At 35.0% G+C, this 22,250-nt stretch carries 24 protein-coding genes; 10 read left to right on the top strand and 14 right to left on the bottom strand.

Annotated features, from left to right (window positions below; translation table 11 throughout):
• The first annotated feature begins 57 nt into the window (after positions 1 to 57).
• From H8R22_RS04410 to H8R22_RS04395, 4 genes are all read left to right on the top strand, one after another.
• Positions 58 to 435 (top strand): GxxExxY protein, encoded by a 378-nt coding sequence (locus tag H8R22_RS04410; RefSeq protein WP_187008745.1) that lies wholly within the window; start codon positions 58 to 60, stop codon positions 433 to 435.
• 123 nt (positions 436 to 558) lie between these two features.
• Positions 559 to 1,680, top strand: coding sequence for a 2-iminoacetate synthase ThiH (thiH, locus tag H8R22_RS04405; protein WP_187008746.1), 1,122 nt, complete (start codon positions 559 to 561; stop codon positions 1,678 to 1,680).
• 210 nt (positions 1,681 to 1,890) lie between these two features.
• On the top strand, positions 1,891 to 2,601 hold the full coding sequence (locus H8R22_RS04400) for a HesA/MoeB/ThiF family protein (protein ID WP_187008747.1): 711 nt from the start codon (positions 1,891 to 1,893) through the stop codon (positions 2,599 to 2,601).
• 243 nt (positions 2,602 to 2,844) lie between these two features.
• On the top strand, positions 2,845 to 3,087 hold the full coding sequence (locus tag H8R22_RS04395; RefSeq protein WP_187008748.1) for a hypothetical protein: 243 nt from the start codon (positions 2,845 to 2,847) through the stop codon (positions 3,085 to 3,087).
• On the opposite strand, the gene aat is transcribed toward H8R22_RS04395, so the two are convergent.
• Entirely contained in the window at positions 3,071 to 3,712 is a 642-nt protein-coding gene (aat, locus tag H8R22_RS04390) for a leucyl/phenylalanyl-tRNA--protein transferase (RefSeq protein WP_187008749.1), read from the bottom strand. The two genes, H8R22_RS04395 and aat, sit on opposite strands and share 17 nt — an antisense overlap.
• 69 nt (positions 3,713 to 3,781) lie before the next feature.
• Between aat and H8R22_RS04385 the strand changes: the two genes are divergently transcribed.
• Positions 3,782 to 4,519, top strand: coding sequence for a phosphatase PAP2 family protein (locus H8R22_RS04385; protein WP_187008750.1), 738 nt, complete (start codon positions 3,782 to 3,784; stop codon positions 4,517 to 4,519).
• 67 nt (positions 4,520 to 4,586) lie between these two features.
• Here the strand turns inward: H8R22_RS04385 and H8R22_RS04380 are convergent, their stop codons facing one another.
• Both H8R22_RS04380 and H8R22_RS04375 read right to left on the bottom strand, forming a co-directional pair.
• The gene (locus tag H8R22_RS04380) at positions 4,587 to 4,967 is read right to left on the bottom strand and encodes a DUF3127 domain-containing protein (RefSeq protein ID WP_187008751.1); all 381 of its coding nucleotides are present in this window, start codon (positions 4,965 to 4,967) and stop codon (positions 4,587 to 4,589) included.
• Between the two features lie 29 nt (positions 4,968 to 4,996).
• A complete protein-coding gene (locus H8R22_RS04375) occupies positions 4,997 to 5,872 on the bottom strand; it encodes a flavin reductase family protein (RefSeq protein ID WP_187008752.1) in 876 nt (291 codons plus the stop codon).
• Between the two features lie 167 nt (positions 5,873 to 6,039).
• On the opposite strand from H8R22_RS04375, the gene H8R22_RS04370 reads away from it, so the two are divergent.
• Positions 6,040 to 7,188, top strand: a complete 1,149-nt coding sequence (locus tag H8R22_RS04370) for a sensor histidine kinase (RefSeq protein ID WP_187008753.1) — start codon at positions 6,040 to 6,042, stop codon at positions 7,186 to 7,188.
• Positions 7,189 to 7,203: 15 nt separating this feature from the next.
• Here the strand turns inward: H8R22_RS04370 and H8R22_RS04365 are convergent, their stop codons facing one another.
• The 3 genes from H8R22_RS04365 to greA form a co-directional block, all read right to left on the bottom strand.
• Positions 7,204 to 8,358, bottom strand: a complete 1,155-nt coding sequence (locus tag H8R22_RS04365; RefSeq protein ID WP_187008754.1) for a transglutaminase domain-containing protein — start codon at positions 8,356 to 8,358, stop codon at positions 7,204 to 7,206.
• A gap of 85 nt (positions 8,359 to 8,443) precedes the next feature.
• The gene (locus tag H8R22_RS04360) at positions 8,444 to 8,833 is read right to left on the bottom strand and encodes an HIT family protein (protein WP_187008755.1); all 390 of its coding nucleotides are present in this window, start codon (positions 8,831 to 8,833) and stop codon (positions 8,444 to 8,446) included.
• Between the two features lie 42 nt (positions 8,834 to 8,875).
• On the bottom strand, positions 8,876 to 9,352 hold the full coding sequence (gene greA, locus H8R22_RS04355) for a transcription elongation factor GreA (RefSeq protein ID WP_187008756.1): 477 nt from the start codon (positions 9,350 to 9,352) through the stop codon (positions 8,876 to 8,878).
• A gap of 163 nt (positions 9,353 to 9,515) precedes the next feature.
• Between greA and H8R22_RS04350 the strand changes: the two genes are divergently transcribed.
• A complete protein-coding gene (locus tag H8R22_RS04350) occupies positions 9,516 to 9,929 on the top strand; it encodes a Rieske (2Fe-2S) protein (protein WP_187008757.1) in 414 nt (137 codons plus the stop codon).
• Positions 9,930 to 9,989: 60 nt separating this feature from the next.
• Here the strand turns inward: H8R22_RS04350 and H8R22_RS04345 are convergent, their stop codons facing one another.
• The 6 genes from H8R22_RS04345 to H8R22_RS04320 all read right to left on the bottom strand — a co-directional run bounded on the left by H8R22_RS04345 (position 9,990) and on the right by H8R22_RS04320 (position 17,045).
• Positions 9,990 to 12,227, bottom strand: a complete 2,238-nt coding sequence (locus tag H8R22_RS04345; protein ID WP_187008758.1) for a TonB-dependent receptor — start codon at positions 12,225 to 12,227, stop codon at positions 9,990 to 9,992.
• 245 nt (positions 12,228 to 12,472) lie between these two features.
• Positions 12,473 to 12,877, bottom strand: coding sequence for an alternative ribosome rescue aminoacyl-tRNA hydrolase ArfB (arfB, locus tag H8R22_RS04340; protein WP_187008759.1), 405 nt, complete (start codon positions 12,875 to 12,877; stop codon positions 12,473 to 12,475).
• A 21-nt stretch (positions 12,878 to 12,898) separates the two neighbouring features.
• Complete coding sequence (locus H8R22_RS04335; protein ID WP_187008760.1) at positions 12,899 to 15,013, bottom strand: DUF4301 family protein; 2,115 nt, start codon at positions 15,011 to 15,013, stop codon at positions 12,899 to 12,901.
• Positions 14,974 to 15,597: a nicotinamide riboside transporter PnuC gene (pnuC, locus tag H8R22_RS04330; protein WP_187008761.1), complete on the bottom strand. Its 624-nt coding sequence runs from the start codon at positions 15,595 to 15,597 to the stop codon at positions 14,974 to 14,976. The genes H8R22_RS04335 and pnuC overlap by 40 nt, the downstream gene beginning before the upstream one ends.
• A gap of 21 nt (positions 15,598 to 15,618) precedes the next feature.
• A complete protein-coding gene (locus tag H8R22_RS04325; protein ID WP_187008762.1) occupies positions 15,619 to 16,338 on the bottom strand; it encodes a geranylgeranylglyceryl/heptaprenylglyceryl phosphate synthase in 720 nt (239 codons plus the stop codon).
• 68 nt (positions 16,339 to 16,406) lie between these two features.
• Positions 16,407 to 17,045, bottom strand: coding sequence for a 4'-phosphopantetheinyl transferase family protein (locus H8R22_RS04320; RefSeq protein WP_187008763.1), 639 nt, complete (start codon positions 17,043 to 17,045; stop codon positions 16,407 to 16,409).
• A gap of 256 nt (positions 17,046 to 17,301) precedes the next feature.
• Between H8R22_RS04320 and ahcY the strand changes: the two genes are divergently transcribed.
• Together ahcY and H8R22_RS04310 are read left to right on the top strand one after the other, a co-directional pair.
• A complete protein-coding gene (gene ahcY, locus H8R22_RS04315) occupies positions 17,302 to 18,618 on the top strand; it encodes an adenosylhomocysteinase (protein ID WP_187008764.1) in 1,317 nt (438 codons plus the stop codon).
• Between the two features lie 265 nt (positions 18,619 to 18,883).
• Positions 18,884 to 19,492: a hypothetical protein gene (locus tag H8R22_RS04310; protein ID WP_187008765.1), complete on the top strand. Its 609-nt coding sequence runs from the start codon at positions 18,884 to 18,886 to the stop codon at positions 19,490 to 19,492.
• A gap of 230 nt (positions 19,493 to 19,722) precedes the next feature.
• Here the strand turns inward: H8R22_RS04310 and rpmA are convergent, their stop codons facing one another.
• Together rpmA and rplU are read right to left on the bottom strand one after the other, a co-directional pair.
• The gene (gene rpmA, locus H8R22_RS04305; protein WP_026709571.1) at positions 19,723 to 19,989 is read right to left on the bottom strand and encodes a 50S ribosomal protein L27; all 267 of its coding nucleotides are present in this window, start codon (positions 19,987 to 19,989) and stop codon (positions 19,723 to 19,725) included.
• A gap of 32 nt (positions 19,990 to 20,021) precedes the next feature.
• The gene (gene rplU, locus H8R22_RS04300; protein WP_187008766.1) at positions 20,022 to 20,657 is read right to left on the bottom strand and encodes a 50S ribosomal protein L21; all 636 of its coding nucleotides are present in this window, start codon (positions 20,655 to 20,657) and stop codon (positions 20,022 to 20,024) included.
• A gap of 260 nt (positions 20,658 to 20,917) precedes the next feature.
• Between rplU and H8R22_RS04295 the strand changes: the two genes are divergently transcribed.
• Positions 20,918 to 22,243: a M16 family metallopeptidase gene (locus H8R22_RS04295; RefSeq protein WP_187008767.1), complete on the top strand. Its 1,326-nt coding sequence runs from the start codon at positions 20,918 to 20,920 to the stop codon at positions 22,241 to 22,243.
• Positions 22,244 to 22,250: the final 7 nt, after the last annotated feature.

Genomic DNA, 22,250 nt, shown 5'->3' with positions numbered 1-22,250 from the left:
AATACAAAATATTTTGAAGTAACTTTTCATTTTAATAAATAGTAAATAATTGGAAAAATGACTGAAAACGAAATATCATTTGAGATTAGAGGGGCAATATTCAAAGTTTACAATACACTTGGTCCTGGCTTATTTGAGTCTGTATATGAAAGCGCATTGTATTATGAATTAACAAAATTGGGATTGAAAGTTGAGAGGCAATCTGAGATTACAATTCCTTATGATGATATAATTCTCGACCTTGCCTTTAGAATTGATTTACTAGTTGAGGAAAAAGTCATTATTGAAATAAAATCCGTAACAGACTTAGCTCCTATTCACTTTAAACAAATTACTAATTATTTAAAACTAACGAATAAAAAGCTTGGCATACTTGTCAACTTCAACACAGTAACAATTTTAAATGATATTAAAAGAATTGCCAATAAAATGTAGTTAGAAATTAAAACTTATAAATATTGGCACGCAGATTTGGCAGATTTCTGCAGATAAAAAAAAGTAAAATTCAATGTAAAAAATCTGCCAAAATCTATTAAATCTGCGTGCAAAAAAAATACAATGACAACATTCAAATCTACTTTCGAAAAATACAATTGGGACGAAATCCAATCTAAAATCTATGCCAGTACTTCAAAACAAGTGGAGCAAGCGTTAGCCAAATCCAAAAGGGATCTAGATGATTTTTTATCTTTGATTTCGCCTGCAGCGCAACCTTACTTGGAGGAAATGGCGCAACTCACACACGAGCTGACAAAAAAACGTTTTGGAAAAACCATTCATATGTATGCTCCTTTGTATGTGAGTAACGAATGCCAAAACATTTGTACTTATTGTGGTTTTAGTCTCGATAATAAAATCAAGCGAAAAACATTAATGGACTTTGAGATTAAATTAGAAGTCGCTGCACTTAAAGAAGCGGGTTTTGATCATGTTTTATTAGTCGCTGGTGAAGCTAACTATACGGTAAATATCAATTACTTTTTGAACGCCATTGATATAATCAAAGATCAATTCTCAATTATTTCGGTTGAGGTGCAACCTTTGTCCCAAGAAGAATATGAACGTTTGCATAAAGCTGGTGTATATTCGGTGTTAGTGTATCAAGAAACTTATCATCAGGATGTGTATAAAAAGTATCACACCAAGGGTAAGAAATCCAACTTTGACTTTAGACTAGATACTCCAGACCGCATTGGGAAAGCGGGTATACACAAAATAGGATTGGGTGTTTTATTAGGTCTAGAGGATTGGCGCACAGATAGTTTTTTTAACGCTTTGCATCTGAATTATTTACAAAAAACCTATTGGCAAACAAAGTACTCCGTTTCATTTCCTAGATTGCGTCCGGCTGAAGGAACGGTTCCCCCAAATTTTATCATGGATGACCGCGATTTGACGCAGCTGATTTGTGCTTATCGTTTATGGAATGAAGACTTAGAGATTTCGATTTCGACTCGCGAGAATGAAAACTTTAGAAACAACATTATCCCAATTGGAACCACAAGCATGAGCGCGGGTTCTAAAACAAATCCGGGAGGTTATGTAGTCGATCCGCAATCCCTGGAACAGTTTGAAATAAGTGACGAACGCTCTGCTCTAGAAATTGCCACTTTAATTTCGAATAGCGGTTACGAACCCGTTTGGAAAGATTGGGATAAAAATTTTAGTCGAATGTCATAAAGTCGAATGTCAAAAGTCATAAGAACGCTTTATTATTTCATAATCACGATTCTATATTACGTTGACTTTTGATTCTTATACACAAATAAAAAGGCATTGCAATAACGAAAGTTCTCTACTAAGCTCGAACTGACAACAACTTTGCTATTACCTAATTACTTTTCACTTCTCACTATTCACTTCTCACTAACAACTAATCACTCAAAATAAATGAGCATTATACAAGATTTTTTACGTTACAACCGCCAAGTGATGTTACCCGAAGTTGGAGATGCTGGGCAAGCCAAGATTAAAAAAGCCAAAGTTCTAGTAATTGGTGCGGGAGGTTTGGGTTGTCCTATTTTACAGTACCTCGCAACAGCGGGTGTTGGCACTATAGGTATCGTCGATTTTGATACTATCGAAATTCACAATTTGCACCGACAGATTTTATATACTGAAGACCAAGTAGGGTTATCGAAAGCTAAAACTGCCAAAACGACTTTGCACAAATTGAATCCTTTGATTGAAGTGATTGCGATACCTGAAAAAGTTACAAAAGAAAACGCTGTTACTATTTTAAAGGATTACGATGTTATAGTAGATGGTTCTGATAATTTTGCGACTCGCTATCTAGTCAACGATACTTGTGTGAATCTCGACAAAACATTAATTTATGGAAGTATTTTAGGTTTTGAGGGGCAAGTTGCTGTTTTTAATCATCGAAAAAGTAAAAATCTGAGAGACTTGTTTCCTGAATCGCCCGATCCCAAGGATGTGCCCAATTGTAGCATGAATGGTGTTCTAGGAACCTTGCCTGGAATGATTGGGACTATGATGGCGCATGAAACCCTTAAGGTGGTACTAGAATTGCCTTGTTTAAGGAATGAGTTGGTTTTGTTTAGTACGTTGAACTGGCAGTTTACCAAGTTGAAGTTTTAAGAAAGTCTAAAAGTTTGAAAGTCTAAAGTCGTAAAGTTGATTTCGATTGTGTAGCTATTGCACGCGGAGGACACTGATTAAACCGATTAACGCGGATTTCTTGTTACCATAATTATTGTGTTTACTGTACGTAATGGAACGCAGATGACACGGATTTAAGTTTAGTCCTAAAGTTTGAAAGTCGAAAGTCTTAAAGGAGCTCGATTATAGGTTATGGCACGCAGATTAGGCAGATTTAAAAAAATGAGGTTTATCCTCATACATAATGATGCATTTGATTGTATCTCAAGTCAATTATTACGAATTTTCTTGGTGAAAGGAATGTATTTTGCCCCAGATGGAAGTGGAAAGCCCGGAGGGAAAAAACTATTTTTTCTAGGAATAAAAGAGCGACCGCAGGAAGCTCCTTTTATGACTTTAGAAAAAAAGATTTTGAGGGAGGACTTGCAGCGCACAGCTGGATTGGGCTCTAATTATTATTTTTAAGAATCGCAATGAAATCTTCGCGTGCTATTTCGCGGCAACCTAGACTTTCTAGATGTTCGTTGTAGACTTGGCAGTCTAAGAGCTTATAATTTTCTTTTTGCAAATGACGCACTAAGGTGATAAATGCGACTTTACTTGCATTAGAGACTTTTGAGAACATGCTTTCGCCACAAAAAATGTGACCTAAATCAATGCCGTATAAACCGCCTACAATTTGGCCATCTTGCCACACCTCAACAGACTTTGCGATTCCTAATTCATGTAAATTGCAGTAGGCTTCGATCATGTCATTAGTAATCCAAGTTCCGTTTTGACCGTCGCGTTTTATTTGCTGGCAATTAGAAATTACTTCTCTAAGATTTTGATTGAAAGTGACTGTAAATGTATCTCGATTGAGGACGTTTCGCATGCTTTTAGTAACGACCAATTCGTCTAGAAATAAAACCATACGGGGATCAGGTGACCACCAAGTGATGGGTTCGCCATCTTCAAACCATGGAAAAATGCCACTTTTATAGGCTAGTTGCAATCGCTCCGAAGATAAATCGCCACCCAAGGCAATAATTCCGGAAGAATGCGTTAACCTTACATCTGGAAAAGACAGTTCCTGAGATAAATAAACCATTAATTTTCTATTATAATTAAACTTTTAAACCTTATTTTTGATCAAAGCGTTACTCAATTAACTAGAATAATGAAAAAAACATTTTTTTTACTTTTAATCATCTTGCTTAGTCCGTTTCTGCAAATGTATGGACAAAATGTGGATTCTTTGAAAGTACAGCATAAACTAACATACAAGTCTTTCATAGCTCCGGTAGCGCTGTTGACCGCTGGAGGCATTTTATTGAATTCAGAGATTAATGGTGATATTCAGACAAAATCAGGAAGAGTTTTTGGTACTACTTTTAAATCAGGCGCTGATAATATTTTCCCGTTTGTTCCCATCGCTCAAATCTATCTTGGGAAATCATTAGGGTTTGAGCCCAAAACAGATTATAAAAATCAAACAGTAAATATTCTGGTTGCTAATACTGCTACTGTGATTGTTACAGAGATTGCGAAACGGATTGCAAAGAGAACTCGTCCTGATTTGTCTGATAATATGAGTTTCCCTTCGGGACATTCGGCTGTTGCGTTTACAAATGCTACTTTGTTGTACTATGAATATAAGGATTCTAATTTTTGGTACGCCAGTAGCGGATTTTTGTTTGCAGGTGCAACGGCGGCTTTTAGACTCGCAAACAATAAGCATTATGCATCAGACGTACTTGCTGGTGCTGGAATAGGAATGGCGTCTGGAATAATTTTCTCGTATGTGAGTCCGCTAAAATCTTTTAGAGTATCGAAAAAAACAAATACAACGGCCTTTGTATATCCTCAAATTGGCAATCAAATTGGTCTTGGTGCCATTATAAACCCTAATTTTTAAATATAAAAAAACCCCAAACGATTGAATCATTTCGGGGTTTTTAAAATTATTTATGTTTTGCTTTGAATTAAAAAGGCAAATCGTCTGGTTCGTCCTCATTAAGATTTGTCGCAGGTGCAAATGCTTGAGCTGCTGGCATAGGTGGTGCTTGCCCTGCAGCAGGAGCATCAGCTTGTAATTTTGCGATTCTCCAACCTTGAATAGTATTGAAATAAACCGTTTCACCTTGCGCATTAGTCCACTCTCTACCTCTTAAATTAATATCGATTTTTACTGCTTCTCCTACTTGAAAACTATTAAGTAAGTCACATTTATCTTGAACAAATTGCACAGAAATATGTTGAGGATACTGCTCATCTGTTGTGACAACAACATCTCTTTTTTTGAAACCTCCAGATCCAACTTCTTTAGTTTGATCGATCATTTTAATTTTTCCTGTAACTTCCATCTTCTATAATTTAATTGTTTTGCTCTAATTTATTTTTTTGCTAAAAGCACCTTCCATGCGGATAAAACATCATTCTCATCTAAGTACTTTTTCGCTTCTAAGTGAATATTCTTCTGATCGTCTGAACTTAAAACGGCTTTGATAGAAAAATTTTCTTTTACAAATATACTAACTTCTTCGGTGCTAGGCAAGGCTTCTATATTTCCTAATTTACCCAAATCATTTCCGTTAAAAACAGGGCTCTTTTTGACAAAATCAGGAATCGCATCAACGCCTACTCCGAGAGTGGTTAATGGCTTGGGCACTTCAAACAAACCTTGATTCGATCTTCCGTACCAATTGCCTCCTAATCGTGATACTAAGTCAATTTTATATTGATCAATTGCTCCGTTTTCGTCTAAAATAGCCTCGTTAATATGGATTTTTACCACTTCGCATAAAACTAAGTTTCCAGCTCCACCTTCTTCTCCAAGTGCTATGATTTGAGTTACTTTACACTCAAACTGTACCGGAGATTCTTTTACTCTGAATGGTTTTACAAGATCAGAGGGAACTTGCGTTAATCCTGATTTGATGAATTCGTTGACACCATCAGCATACTCTGTGCTTGCTAATGAAGTTTGTTGTACCAAGTCATAATTAACCACATTAATGACAACTTCCTTAGTCGCTTCACAATTAATTAAAGTATGCTTTATACTGTTGTCTCGCACCCGTCTTGATGGAGAAAAAACAAGAATAGGTGGGTTTGCACTAAATACATTAAAGAAACTAAAGGGGGATAGATTAGGATTTCCGTCTGCATCAACGGTGCTTGCAAAAGCTATAGGTCTAGGCCCTACTGAACCTTGCAGGTATCCTTGTAGTTTTGCTGTGGTAATACTTTTTGGGTCAATCGTAATCATGCTTTGTTTTTTAAGGTATCCATTTACAAAAGTAAGTAAATCGTTTAACTATAAAAAGAGTAGCACACGAATTAAAATTAGAATGCCAAATTAATAAATAGCCTTGAATTAAAATCTGAAATAATACGATAGAAATTTCGTTATATTTATAGCTCAAAATCTACTCTATGCAGTTTTCTGAAAGACGAAACACCAGTCGCTGGCTTATTATTTTTACTTCCTTTTTTATCATCATCTTGATACTATGGAACACTTATACTTTTTTTCAAATTTTTAAAAATGAAGAGCGTTTAAAAATGAATCTTTGGGCGAAAGCGCAAAAAACACTGATTAATGCTGGAGAAAATACCGATGTTGAACTACCCTTGCAAATTTTTAGTAATAATACGACCATCCCTATTATATTAACAGAGAACGATAGTATTATTAACACCGTAAACATTGCTGACGAAATCATCAATGATCAAGCTAGAGCTACTCAATTTTTGGCTACCCTAAAAAGCGATAATGACCCTATCGTGATTGAGTATGTCCCTGGCCATTTCCAGAAATTGTATTACGGTAATAGCGCCTTATTGAACAAACTAAAGTATTACCCCATTGCCTTACTATTGATCATTGTGCTGTTTGCCGCCTTGGTTTATTATTTTTATCGCAGCACAAAGATTGCTACACAAAACAAACTGTGGGCTGGAATGGCTAAGGAAACAGCACATCAAATAGGGACGCCATTATCATCTTTAATAGGTTGGGTCGAAATTTTAAAAGCAGATAACGTAGACGAATCCATCACCAAAGAAATTGAGAAAGACATTGAGCGACTGCAAACCATAACCGAACGTTTCTCTAAAATAGGATCAGAACCCGTTTTAGAACGCAGCGATATTGTTGCTGAAACCATCGCATCCTATACCTATTTGCAATCTCGTTTTTCAAAGCAAATTGCATTTACTTTCGAGGCGCCTGATACGCCTATATTTGTCAAACTAAATCCTACGCTGCACAGTTGGACAATCGAAAACCTAGTTAAAAATGCGATTGACGCTATGAAAGGCAAAGGAAGTCTTGATTTACGAATTAGTCAAGACCAAGAGCAAGTAAAAATTAGCGTTAAAGATAGTGGTAGCGGTATAAGCAAAAACCAATTTAAAACCGTCTTTGAACCCGGATTTACGACCAAAAAAAGAGGTTGGGGATTAGGCCTATCCTTAACTAAGCGAATAGTAGAAGAATACCACAAAGGAATCATAAAGGTATTGCAATCCGAGATAGGGAAAGGAACTACGATGCAGATGATTTTTAAAAAAGAGTCTTAAAACTCCTCAACATAGTTAGTATACGCTCTTGTAAAACATTTTATCTCTGCTTATTGGCGATTTTTCAACATACTGATACACAAAGTTTTTATGCTCAATTGTCATTTGAAGCGCTGCTTTAAGGGAGCTCTGTAATCCAATCACACTACTCCTATTGGGCTCACTCAATGAACCTACTGAAGACAATGATTTTTGACACCATACTAATTTATCATATGGACTAAGAATCATGCTTATCAATGTTTGATCATTCTTGACTGGCTTAAACTGTCTGTTTTTAAAGGCAATGAATTGATTCAATTCAGCTACGCCCTCGTTGTATTTTTTTAAGATAACATTCAGTTGTTCTAAAGAGCGCTCCTCTTGTACGTAAGCGATTCTCCTATCGTTATACGATAGCACCTCAGCAATCATGGTATTCGTAATGCCATTTTCACGAATTCTTTTTGATGACGCTGTTAGCTGTTGTTCCTCGTCTTGCATGGCTGCTTTGGCAATTTCTTGTTCAAAATCAACGTACTTTTTTGCTTTAGAAGGCAACAGCTTTCCTGTAGTGAATTCTGCATTGGTGATAGGATAATTTAAAAACTGCCACACATAATCATAAGGCATATGCGATTTTATCATTTGCTCAGGTTGCACTTTGTAATAGGTATCACGAAACCTTTTTTTAAATTGACCTGCATCGATATAACCTGCCGCCCAAGTGGGATCAAAAAGGTACCAATTACCACTAATTTTAGAAGCGCACCAGGCATGTGGAATTTGCCCTATAATTCCATATTGTTTGGTATATCCTCTTATTATGACTGTTTGTACACCCAATTTATTAGCTAAATCACTAAAAACCTCAGCATAATTTTTACAGACTCCTTTTCGTGTTTTTAACGTTATGGCAATTCTATCCTCCAACAATTGCTCTTGTTGTAGTGCAATTCTATTTGCCACATCATAACTAATGTTAGCGGTTGTCCAGTAAAATACAGCTCGTATTTTATCATCGGGAGTAGTAAATTTTGATTGAATATAGGCGGCAATAGCGGCTGTAGAAACGGTAGCGCTAGCGGGAATTTTAGAAATGGGACTATCTACCCTGCTGTAATCTGCTTTGGCTTGACCAAAACTAAGGGAAACAAATAAAAGAGTAAAGACTAAAACACTGGATTTCATGGGATTGGGATGCTTTCGTTTAAAACAGATTAGACTATCTGGTTTTAAACGAAAACCATACCAATTTATTGGATTGTATTGTGAACTATAATTTAGAGGCGATGCTTTGTGCTACTGCCTGAAACTCTTCCTTTGTTAAACTCACTTTATTTTGAAACCTCATTTCATCCATTTCATTCAAGGGAATCAAGTGTACGTGTGCATGTGGTACTTCGAGACCAACCACAGACATTCCTACTCTTTTGCACGGAACCGCTTGCTCTAAGGCGATAGCAATCTTTCTTGAAAAATGCATCAATCCTAAATAATGTGCCTCGTCCATATCGAAAATTTTATCAATTTCGAACTTGGGAATACAAAGTGTATGCCCTTTAGCATTTGGATTCACATCTAAAAAAGCCAAATAATTTTCGTCTTCGGCAATTTTATAACATGGGATTTCACCATTTACTATTTTGGTAAATATAGAACTCATAGTGGGTAGAAATTAGGATTAAAATCGTTTAACTGATTACGATTACTCTCTTGAGATTTCTAAAATTTCAAATTTCAAGATACCGTTTGGTACTGTAATTTCGGCAACATCTCCAACAGATTTTCCTAACAATCCTTTCCCTATAGGAGAAGTAACTGATATCTTTCCGGTTTTCAAGTCGGCTTCACTTTCAGCTACTAAGGTGTATTTCATTTCCATTCCGTTGGTCTGATTTTTAATCTTTACAATAGAAAGCACCAAAACCTTAGATAAATCAAGATTAGATTCATCAATCAATCTAGCGTTTGAATGTACTTCTTCTAGCTTTGCAATACGCATTTCTAGCATTCCTTGTGCTTCTTTTGCAGCATCGTATTCTGCATTTTCAGACAAATCGCCTTTATCTCTTGCCTCTGCAATATCAGCAGATGCTTTGGGACGCATCACACTTTTTAAATAATCTAATTCTTCTCTTAATTTCTTTAATCCTTCTGCTGTATAATAAGATATTGCGCTCATAGTTTGGTCGTTTATATAAATAGAAAAAATCCCATCAGGACGGGATTTCTTTCCACAAAGATAGCATTATTTTTTTAAGTCTATAATTATATGTTAATCATATCTCTATCAAAGTTAAATAAATTAAATTTGTTTTACTAATAGTTGTAAATTATTTTAAAAGATGAAAAAAGTACTTGTCCTACTACTACTATTGCCTTTGTTAATAGGCTGTAGCGATAATGGTTTTAACAATAATAATCCTTTTTTACCCAACTACACTTTTACGGTAGACCTCAACATGAGCTTGCCCGCTTACTCTAACTTAAAATTCCCTAGTAATGCTGTATATTACGGTGGTATTGGGGTTCGCGGTATATTTGTTTTTAATACCGGAAGTGGCTACACGGCCTTTGATGCTGCATGCCCTAACCAAGCTATTAGTAGCTGCTCGACCATGACACTTAAAGGAATTAATGTAGTTTGTGCTTGTGATGATACCGAGTACAGTTTATTTACAGGTCAAGGTGGCAAACAGTATCCTTTAAAGCAATACCGAGTAGAAGCCAATGGAAATATTCTTAGAGTTTATAATTAGAAAGAATGCCTTAAAGATTTAACTTTCAGGCATTCTTTCTAATTATTTTAAAAAGAGAATTTAAAACTTCATCGTCAATCCTAAAAGAAAATTAATTCCTGCTTGTGGGTAATAACCAGCACCTTCGATAGTGGTTACTGCCGGAGGATTCGAGAAATCATCATCATAGGTATAAAAATAACCGTTTGATATGTATTTGTAATCAAAAATATTATTCACCAAACCATTTAGTATAATCGATTTAAAAACTGACTTAGGTTTGAACTCATACGAAAAATTCAAATCGTTTACGAAATACGATTTAAGTTTTGAACCTTCGGAATCGATGTTCCCCATATATTGCTCTCCTACGAATTTTGATAAAAACGAAACTTGCAAATTGTTTACAGGCAAAAAAGTTAGCATATTCCCCGCAATAAAATCTGGTGAGTAAGCGATATTAGTATTTCCTAAAGCGGTTAGCACTCCGTCTCTTGTAAAAAAGAAATCTTTATTCTTGTTGGTACTTATTGTAACATTAGGACGTAAAAATAAATTATTAGCTACGGTAATAGTTGCATCAAGTTCCAGTCCTAAACGGTAGCTATCTCCGCTATTCTCCCTCACAGGCGCGCCTACATCATCTAATGCACCTGTAAGAATCAATTGATCTTTATAAGCCATATAATAAATATTGGCGTTTAGTTTTACTTTTGCAGTAGCATGACGCAAACCCAATTCAAAATCATTCAGTTTCTCTGGTCTCGGACTTCCGTTTTCGTAATCAGTTCTATTCGGTTCGCGATTGGCTCTGGCATAAGAGAAATACAAAGCATTTTGAGAATCAATTTCAAAATTAAGACCTGCTTTAGGGTTAAAGAAATTAAAATTTGCGTTAACCAATCCTGTTTCTGTCGCATTAGCCTTGTACTGTACATTACGTATTTGTAAATCACCAAAAACGCTCAACTCATCGGTGATTTGATAATTGGCTTTAGTAAACACATTTCCATCTGTTTTTGTCGCGTTATCTTCATAATAACGATCTCCTAACTCTGAATTTGAGGCAAATCGAGCCCAGATTACCTTTCCAAAATGCAATCCCTCATATTTATTATATCCTCCCCCAATAATTAAGTCTATATTTTCGTCTTTGTAATTTGCTGAGAATGTCGTACCGTAAAACTCATTATCCAACCATTTTTGACGGACTAAATCTACTTTTTTTGTCGTCACTCCATTAACGACTATAGGTGCAAAACCATAGTCCGCTATTTTTGCATCCTCCTTAAAGTTCTCATAGTATCCCTCACCTTTTGTGTAATGAAAAGCTAAATTTGTATTCCAGTTATTCGATAGCTTCTCATTCCAATGCAATTGGTAATGATCCTGCTGGTAATTATCGGTTTCATTATCATAGAAACGAGTGTTCCCTAATTCGTCTGTATAAATACCCGAGACATTAAATGTTCGGTCATTTTTTAATTTATCTAAATCCTCTAGACCATTCCATGACTGATAGGTTTTCTCAGTACCTCCAAAAGCCAAGGCTTTTATTAAAGTTGTTTTACCAATATAGGTTCCTTGTAAGAAATAGGATTTCAAGTCGGAACTAGCACGATCAATATATCCATCTGATTTTAAAGCAGACAAACGTCCTGCTAATTCAAAATGATCATTCAATAGACCCGTACTGAATTTCACGGTGTGTTTTCTTGTATTAAAACTCCCAACAGAATTGGATATTTCCCCATTAGCCTCACTAGCATAGCTATCTGTAAGCATGTTTAGGCTTGCGCCAAAGGCACCCGATCCATTTGTAGAGGTACCTACACCGCGTTGCAGTTGCAAACTTTCGACAGAGGAAGCAAAATCTGGCATGTTTACCCAAAAAGTTCCATGACTCTCTGAATCATTATATGGGATTCCATTAATGGTAACATTCACACGAGTAGCATCACTACCACGAACTCGAATTCCGGTATAACCTACACCATTACCCGCATCAGATGTGGTGACTACTGAGGGTAAATAATTCATTAAAATAGGAATGTCTTGCCCTAGATTTCGTGGAGCGATTTCTCTTTTGCTTAAGTTGCTAAAAGGCACCGGTGTTTTTGTAGTAACACGGACCGCAGAAACTAATACCTCATCTAGTTTGTTAACTGTGGCGGTATCTTTTACTTGTGCAAAAGAAATGGAGAAAGATAAAATCAAGAAAAAAGAAAATAAAAATGTTTTAAGATTAGAACATTTTTGAATCTGTGCAACTTTGAGAATTTGCAACTTTGTAACTTTGTAACTAATAATTGTTTTCATTCGTAAAAAGATTCACGAATAAAAGGGGGAATTATTCTTTTTGTTATATTAATAAATGATTGCTTCCTATGACTAATAACAGTGTTCACTGCATTATTTAGTCATTTTTTCCCTTAGCAACATTACTTGCTCAGGTTCGTTGGGTATAATCTCAGCTCGTTATTTAGAGCACCCCTTTGAGACGGTGCAAATGTAGATCTAAAAAGATCAAAAATCAAAATAGAAATTGGACTTTTTTTTGCGACTTATTCTATATTTGGTTTTCTTCTGTTTTGCTTTACCTGAGAGGCACTCTTTTTGTCCTTAATCCGTTTCCTTATAACGCCTTTAGGAACTTTTGTAGGCTTACGATCTTTAGGAACTTCTAATCCTTTCTTGATGATTTGCAAAAATCGCTTAGTAACAAGTTCTTTATTTTTAAGCTGACTCCTATCTTCATCACAGTTTAAAAGTAAAACTAAATCTGTAGTTAATCTATTGGAAATATTTTGTTCCAAAAGCATCTTTTCTTCCTCAGACAAAGCAGCGGAATTTCGCAGATCAAATGACAAAACTACTTTTGACGAAACCTTATTTACATTCTGACCGCCAGCACCACTGCTCCTAACGGCTTTGTACTGGAGTTCTGAAATTATTTTTAGCTTATCCATGATTATTTTTTAGATTTCCTTTTACAATTGATGTGCTGATTTGAGCAAATCATTAACGGTTTTAACAGGATTAAAAGTAATTAGTGGCACTTGCACAAAAACGGTTAACCAATCAGCCATAGCGCCATTCCATAAACCAGGTAACTCATACGATTTAATATTCTTTCCTAACAGACTTTTGTGAACTATAAAGCCAGCATTAGGATCAACATACTTAGTAAGATCAAAACGCTCTTGCTTGTAATTGAGCGTTGAACACACCAAATCTACAGGGTTAAAATGCGTCGCATTAGCTAAAATTTTAGCTTGTTTTTTGTTATCTAAATCAACTTGTGACGATTCTACAATTTGTAAAGAAGTAACATCATTATCCCCTTTGACCCAGAATGGTCCTCCTCCAGGTTCACCTTCATTTTTTACCATTCCGCATATTCTAATAGGACGATTTAATGCTTTTTTGAGCACTTTTATTTTATTATCAAAGGTGTACATTTCAAAATCATTAACATGAATATCAACATTTAAACATGAACTTAAAAAAACCTTAATTTCTGAAACCATTGTTTCACTAAGTTCATCTGAATCAATTGCACGTAAATAAGCAAATACCTTTTGCTGTAGCTCTAACAAAATGCCGGCAAGTGCCTTTTTATACAATGCTATCGTTTCCTTTTTATGGATAATAATATTATCGATGTTTTTGATAAAAATAATATCAACGTCTAATTGGTTTAAATTTTCGATTAAGGCACCATGACCACCTGGACGAAATACTAATTTTCCGTTCACGTCTCTCACTGGTTCATTTTTATCATCAACTGCTAGAGTATCTGTACTTGGTTTTTGATACGAATATTCGACCTCTAGTTTTGTATTTAGTTTTGCTTCAACATTTAGCTTCACTTGTTCTACTATTTCCTGAAATTGATCAAGATGCGTTTCTGAAACCGTAAAATGTAAGGTTGATTTGTTTTTTGCAGCAGCATAATAACCGCACTCATAAAGTTGCTCCTCTATTGGAGAGGCTACTGTAGTTTGATAAGCATGAAAAGGCAGTACTCCTTTTGGTTTGTTAGCAAAATCAAAATAAGCTGGGTCTAGTATTAATTTGATAAAATAATAATTTTTATAATCCCGAGATAAGTCGTCAAAATTAGCATAGATTTCTTTCAGTTTTTTATCTACCGCTCCAAAAAAAGGAAGTTTATCCATCCCAACTATAAAAATCGCTAGGTCTGTATCCTTAGTTCTATTAACATAGGCATTAATAGTTTCTGAACAGGGATCAAATTCATTTAAAAAAGTGTTTAAAAATTTAAACATTCTACTTGCCGCACCAGAGGCTGGGACAAACTTAAGTAAATTTAAATCTGTTTTGTTAGCATCAAAAAAATCAGCTTTTTCTTGAAATTCGGCTTCTTTTAATTTTACAATACCGTTACCAACAGTTGCAGGAGCGATTAATTTTATTTTAGGGACACCACTTTTAAAAATGGCTAACTGCTTTTTAATTGCATTTATGGCTATACCATGATCATACACTTGTACGAAATCTAGCGTGCTAAATCCCATGTCTTTAGCAATAACCAAACTATCGATAATAGAAACAGCCATATTCAACCTACTACTTTTATCTCCTGATAAGGTTATGAAAGGTTTTTTGTTATTTATCAAGCTAGCTTTAAAAACTTCAAAAACTGACTTGCGATTGTCAGGACTATCTCTTAAATCATCTTTCTCCCAAGGAACATCTATATCCGTAAGAAAAAACAAATCATACTGGTGTTTTTTTGCCGCCTTGTCTAATAGGGGGTCACAATAATCATAGTATACCTCAGAGAAAACTTTAGTTACCATTAGATTAGTATCACAAAAAAGAAATTGATTAGCTGTTTTTAGCTTTTCATTTTCTAATTTGGTTTGTCCATAGGCAATGGGCATCATATCATTGACATCGCAAATGCCTTGGTTGTTATCCCATTTTTGTTGCAAATAATCCCGAGCAAACTCAGGTACCCATTCTGTTTTGTAGTATTCAGCTAGTTGTATTGATAGCGTTGTTTTCCCAGTACTCTCTGGGCCAAACATGGCTATTTTTATGATGTCAGCTTTGTGCTGTTTAAGATTTTCTTCCATTCTAAATAAGCTGATATAGCTAATATTGTAAATATTAAATACTGTAAAGACAAAATTCCCAACCCTCTGTACGCGTACAAAGGTGTCACTATCACATCACCGATAATCCACAATGTCCAATTCTCTATTTTTTTAAGTGCCATGTACCACATTCCAGTAAAGAATATACCTGAAGCAATCATGTCTATATAATTCTCGTTATGAATCTCGTAATCAAACAATTTGTAAATCCCAAAAACGACAAAAATAGTTACAATAAACAATACAATTCCTATTATTTTTTCTTTTTTATTAGTTCTTGTAATTGGTAAATTATCTTCCTTTTGAGTTTTTCTAGACCATTTGTACCATCCATAGATACTCATCACACTAAAATACGCATTTATTAACATATCACCTACATAGCCTGCTTTATATAATAAATAAACAGTAATTATAGTTGCAATTAAGCCTGTGGGATATACTAATATATTTTCCTTTTTTGCAAACCACACACTAAGTATACCACAGATAAAGGCAAGAAATTCTAAAATGATTTGTGTCATTGTAGCATTTCTGTAGGCATCGATAAAAAAATCTATCATATTTTTTTCCTTTTTATACTCTTATTTATTTTCAAAAAAATGCATGTTATTTTCAAAAGCGGTTCCTATAACCACCAAATCAGCGCCTGCATCATAAGCATTTTGTATTCCTGTCAAATCTACTATTCCACCACCAACAATCAGGGGAATAGTAATGTTTTGAGCAACTAAACTAATCATTTTTAAAGGTACAGGATTGTTTGCACCACTACCTGCTTCAAGATAAATTAATTTGTTCCCCAACATCTCACCTGCTTGTGCTGTAGCTAACGCATGTTCAATATTATCCCTAGACAATGGTGTCGTTTTACTTACTGTTTGCACCGCTGTCAGGCCACCACTTTCAACCAACATATAACCCGTTGAAATAACTTCTAACTGCGTCTTTTTAATTATTGGAGCCGCATCAACTTGGTGCGCTATTAAATAATCAGGATTACGACCGGAGATCAAAGATAGAAACAAAATAGCATCCGCCTTATCTGAAATCTGAGAGGGATTCCCAGGAAAAAGGACAACGGGCAGTACAACATTGTTTTTTATAAAAACAATCAACTCATCTAAGATATTATTTTTCACAAGACTTCCACCGATAAAGATATGCGTAGCGGATGATTGATTGATTTTTAGAACCAAAACCTCTAACTGCTCCCGCACTATTTTGTCTGGATCGAGAAGTACGGCTAATAATTTTTTATTGGCTGCTTTGGCTTGTACTATTTGATTGTAAATTGATGTCATTTTGTATTGTAAGGAATCTGCAAGATTAGGTTTTGATTTACCCAAATAAGATAGGATAAAAAGTGATGTTAAAACTGTTTTTCTAATGCAAAAACTAAAGTAAAACCTTCTATTTCTTCAAAATAAATACGAAAATCTTTTACCAAGCCACCAAAATGAAGTGTAGCAGTTGTAGTTTTCGCGATGTTTTCAAAGGTTTTAACGCGAATATGATTTTTAAAACTAATTCCTTTTTCGTTTCTAATTTTAAAAATGGCTTCTTTAGCGCCCCAAATTACAGTTAGTTTTTTAATGTACTCCTCGGGACTATCTGGCTCTAAATATTGGAACTCCTCTTCGACAAATTTATCTGCAATGCGCATAATCTTATTTCGTTGTAATTCCATATCAATACCTACCGTTTCATCACTTATAATTATAGCCGAAAACTCATGAGAGTGCGTTATAGAAATATGATTTTCGCCTTTGATGTGCGGTTTTCCAAGTGCGTCATAATGCAAATCTAGATCGGTATGACCGATTTCTTGAAACAAACGGCGCACGCTTAAAAAAGCACGTTGGTGTAATTCAGATTTCATTTTACTCAACCTAGTAAGGTTTGTTGGATTAACTATAACCGAATCAAACAGCTCTTGGTAGGTTTCGGTTATCTTCCAAACTAGGATTTGGGTCGTTTTGTTGAATTGTATTGTTTTGAATAAGGGCATGTGTTGTATTCTATTTTTTAGCCCCGATAGTAGCGGTATCCTTTATGTTCTTTCTTTAAGAACATAAAGATTAAGCGGATAGCGGGAAACAGCTCATAAAAGACTTTATTTAACTAACGCTCAAAATATTAGGCTATTAAACATTTCATAAATCTTGTGTTATGTGCTATATTTATAAAGTTATTACGTAAATTTGCAAAAAAATTCACCTAAGCCCAGTGGGCAAACGGACGAACTAATTACAAATATACTATAAATGAGTACAACGACTATGCCTTATGTGGCTTTCAAAGTAAAAGACATTTCTCTAGCGGCTTGGGGAAGAAAAGAAATTGAACTAGCAGAAGCTGAAATGCCAGGTTTAATGGCGCTTCGTGCTGAATATAAAAATGAGCAACCACTTAAAGGAGCTCGTATCGCAGGATGTTTACACATGACTATTCAAACAGCGGTTTTAATCGAAACATTGATCGCTCTTGGTGCTGAGGTTACTTGGTCATCATGTAATATTTTCTCAACTCAAGATCAAGCTGCTGCTGCTATAGCTGCTGCTGGAATTCAAGTTTATGCTTGGAAAGGCTTGAACGAAGAGGATTTTGACTGGTGTATCGAGCAAACATTATTCTTTGGTGAAGACAAACAACCATTGAACATGATCCTTGATGATGGTGGAGATTTAACTAATATGGTTATTGACCGTTACCCAGAATTAATTCCTGGAATTAAAGGTTTATCTGAAGAGACTACAACTGGAGTTCACAGACTATACGAAAGAATGAAAGCAGGAACATTACCAATGCCTGCAATCAACGTTAATGACTCGGTTACTAAATCGAAATTTGACAACAAATACGGTTGTAAAGAATCGGCAGTTGATGCTGTTCGTCGTGCAACTGACATTATGCTTGCTGGTAAAAGAGTAGTTGTATGTGGATACGGTGACGTAGGAAAAGGAACTGCGGCTTCATTTAGAGGTGCTGGATCTATTGTTACAGTTACAGAAATTGACCCAATTTGTGCTTTACAAGCTGCAATGGACGGTTTTGAAGTTAAAAAATTAGACACTGTTGTAGCAAATGCTGATATTGTAATCACTACTACAGGAAATAAAGATATCGTTCTAGGTTCGCACTTTGAGCAAATGAAAGACAAAACTATCGTTTGTAACATTGGACACTTTGATAACGAAATTGCTGTCGCTTGGTTAAACACAAACCACGGAGCATCAAAAGTTGAAATCAAACCTCAGGTTGATAAATATACGATCAATGGCAAAGATATTATCTTACTTGCCGAAGGTCGTTTAGTAAACCTAGGTTGTGCTACAGGTCACCCAAGTTTTGTAATGAGTAACTCATTTACAAACCAGACATTGGCTCAAATCGAATTGTGGAAAAACAGTGCTGCTTACAACAACGAAGTATACATGTTGCCTAAGCATTTAGATGAAAAAGTAGCGATGTTACACCTTGCTAAGCTAGGAGTAGAATTAGAGACTTTACGTGACGATCAAGCTGCTTACATAGGTGTTGAAGTTGCAGGTCCATTCAAACCAGAGTACTACAGATACTAGGGAGTCATTGTGAGGAACGAAGCAATCTCACTATAATTTTCAAAACCCTTACTGAAAAGTGAGGGTTTTTTGTTTTTGGGCGAGTCGGGCTATTTGCTCTATCTTTTATTTCGTCCCGATAAAAATCGAGACTACATAAAAGGATGCCGCTGCTATCCCTCATGCTGTTAAGAAGACTTTTATTAATAGAAAGCTTTTTTAAAAACCGTACAAAAGCAATTTAATATTGTAGTTTTACATAGAGAACAATACTAAAAAAAACATTTTGACTCCCATCAAGCCTTACTTAGTTATATTTTTAATAATTTTTTATCAAAGCATAGCTGCACAAGATAATGATCGAAGTGCCTACCAAACTCAACTGTATAAACTAGCCATAAAAACGAGCGAGAGTGGTAATTATTTAGAAGCAATAAGAACTTTTGCAACTAACAACAACATCAATCCTAAAGCCGAAATCGCAGCTTTTGCAATTAAAAAAGGTGACTCCTTAAAAAGAAAATTGCGACAGAACAAAATCAACGAACTTATTGGAAAATGGAAATGGATCCCCAAAGAAGGCAATTGGGCAATACGAGAAGATAATTTAGTTGGCAAAATGATTCATATTACTACAGAAGAAATTCTGTTTTTTGAATTGTATAAAAATGCCAAAGAATGGAAACTAGTACAAACCGACAAGATTAAATTTTCTGAAAATCCAGAATCGTATTCCTTTACAGAATTTTTAAATTCTAATAATGAAATTTGGGATTATAAAATTGATTCGACTACTGGAGAATTAATAGCATATTACGTAGGCGAAAAAATAGACGATAATTATACTGAATTAGTCTGCGGTAATAAAGAACTATTTTATTTCAAATTACAATAGTTAAAAACCTCATGACTAGCACAAAAAACAATCAAATCACTACATCTATGTCTATTGCATATTTATACCCTTAGTTTCCAGCCTTCAAAAGGATAGAAACGCTTTAGTATTAAAATTTTAAACCAAGTCATCTACCTGCTTTGTATGTATAGTGAAGTAATACGTTTAAGCTAGAAACAAAAAAACCCAATCTTTACAGATTGGGTTTTTTAATAAATTGAGAAAATCAATTAAGCTTCAACTTCGAATGGAAGGATTGAAACGTATGATTTGTTATCTCTTTTCTTTTGGAACTTAACAACTCCATCTACTCTTGCGTGTAGGGTGTGATCTTTACTAATGTAAACATTTTCACCTGGATTGTGTTTTGAACCTCTTTGTCTTACGATGATGTTCCCAGCAATAGCAGCTTGTCCACCAAAAATCTTAACGCCTAAACGTTTTGATTCTGATTCTCTACCATTCTTCGAACTACCGACACCTTTCTTGTGAGCCATGACGTATTAGTTTAAATATTGTTAATAATTAATTAAACAGCTTTACCACCGTTTAATTCATCTTGTAATTTTTTCAATTCATCCATTTTACCATCTGCAGCTAATTGTGCTTGTTGAGCCCAAGTAGTTGGATCTAAATGAGATAATTTTGATGTTGATGCCTCTAAAATTTCTTTTACAGCATCAGCACTTGTTTTAGCTAATTTTGCGAATGTATCAATCCCAGCAGCAACTAATGCCTCTGCAGCTTTTGGTCCAACTCCTTCAATTAACTTTAAATCATCTCCTTTTTTTGATGCTTTTGGAGCTTTAGCCTCAGCTACTTTTTCTGCCTTTGGAGCAGCTTTTTTAGTACCTGATGCAGAAATACCTTCAATCAAAATTTGAGTAAGATATTGTCTGTGACCATTTCTCTTTTTGTATCCTTTTCTTCTTTTCTTTTTGAAAACGATAACTTTATCACCTTTTAAGTGTTGTAACACTTTAGCTTCTACTGAAGCACCTTCTATAGCTGGGGCGCCTAAAGTTATGCTACCATTGTCATCTAATAAAAGAACTTTGTCAAAAGAAACTTTTGAACCTTCTTCATTAGATAGACGGTGAACATAAACCTTTAAGTCTTTGCTTACTTTAAATTGTTGCCCTGCTATCTCTACGATTGCATACATACCAAATTGATTTATTGATTTTTAAGGTTGCAAATATACAATTAAAAAATTAGTATGCAATTAGTTCCTTCAAAAAAATATACCGAAATTATTAAAGCTTGATTTTCATGGCTTTTTGCTATTTCCTAGAGTTTTAAACGAATCCAATAAACTAACTAACTTATTTAATCTATCTTATATTTCTGATAAAAAAATTGTTTTTTATTGTAACATTCCCGCAATTAATGCGTCTAATTAATAAAACAAATTCACTAACCAATATGAAAAAATCAATAATGGCTTTAAGCGCCGCACTTTTAATCGGAGGAGCCGCATCTGCTCAAAAAGTAGTTTTTGAAGAATACACTATGGACAACGGTCTACACGTTGTTCTACAAAATGACCCTTCGGCTCCTGTTGTAATTACATCAGTAATGTACCACGTAGGTTCAAAAAATGAAAATCCAGAAAGAACTGGTTTCGCACACTTTTTTGAACATTTGTTGTTTGAAGGTACTGAAAACATTAAAAGAGGAGAATGGTTTAAAATAGTTACAGGAAATGGCGGTACAAACAACGCCAATACTAGCGATGACCGTACATACTATTACGAAGTTTTCCCTTCTAACAATCTTGAATTAGGATTATGGATGGAAGCAGAGCGTATGTTACACCCTATAATTAATCAAATAGGTGTAGATACACAAAACGAAGTGGTAAAAGAAGAGAAAAGATTGCGCTACGACAACTCACCTTACGGGCAACTTATTCCTGAGGTAAAGAAAAACATCTTTAAAAACCACCCGTACCGTTGGACAACTATCGGATCTATGGATCATTTAGACGCAGCTACTTTAGAGGAATTCCAATCGTTCAACAAGAAATTCTACATGCCTAACAACGCAGTTCTTGTTGTGGCTGGTGATTTCAAAACTGACGAAGCAAAACAATGGATTGAAAAATACTTTGGTAATATCAAAAAAGGACCTGCTATCGAAAGACCTGCTTTTCCGGAAGAGCCAATAACTCAAACTATCAAAGCTACCTTTGAAGATCCTAATATTCAAATTCCGATGATCGTTGCGGCCTACAGAACAGCATCTATGAAAGATCGCGACGCAAGAGTTTTAGACTTTATCTCTACCATATTAAGCGATGGTAAGAGTTCTAGATTGTACAAAAAAATCGTTGACGACAAAAAAATGGCTTTACAAATTGGAGCATTTAACAATAGTCAGGAAGATTATGGTACCTATATATTGTATGGATTACCGCAAGCACCTTTTACATCTGAAAACATCTTAAATGAGATCGATGCTGAAATTGTAAAACTTCAAACAGAATTAATCTCTGATAAAGAGTTACAGAAGTTGCAAAACAAATACGAAAATCAATATGTAAATAGTAATGCAAGCATTGAAGGTATCGCGAGTAATCTAGCCACTTTTTACATGCTTTACAAAGACATCAACTTGATCAATACAGAGATTGATATCTACCGTAGCATCACACCAGAAGAGATTAGAACTGTTGCAAAAAAATACCTAAATCCTAATCAAAGATTAGTATTGGATTATTTGCCAAAAACAGAAAAAGCAACAAAATAAAATCTAA

The sequence above is a fragment of the Flavobacterium kayseriense genome (assembly GCF_014305095.1).
In the GTDB taxonomy this organism is placed as follows: Bacteria; Bacteroidota; Bacteroidia; order Flavobacteriales; family Flavobacteriaceae; genus Flavobacterium; species Flavobacterium kayseriense.
This window is presented reverse-complemented; position numbering and strand designations above follow the sequence as displayed.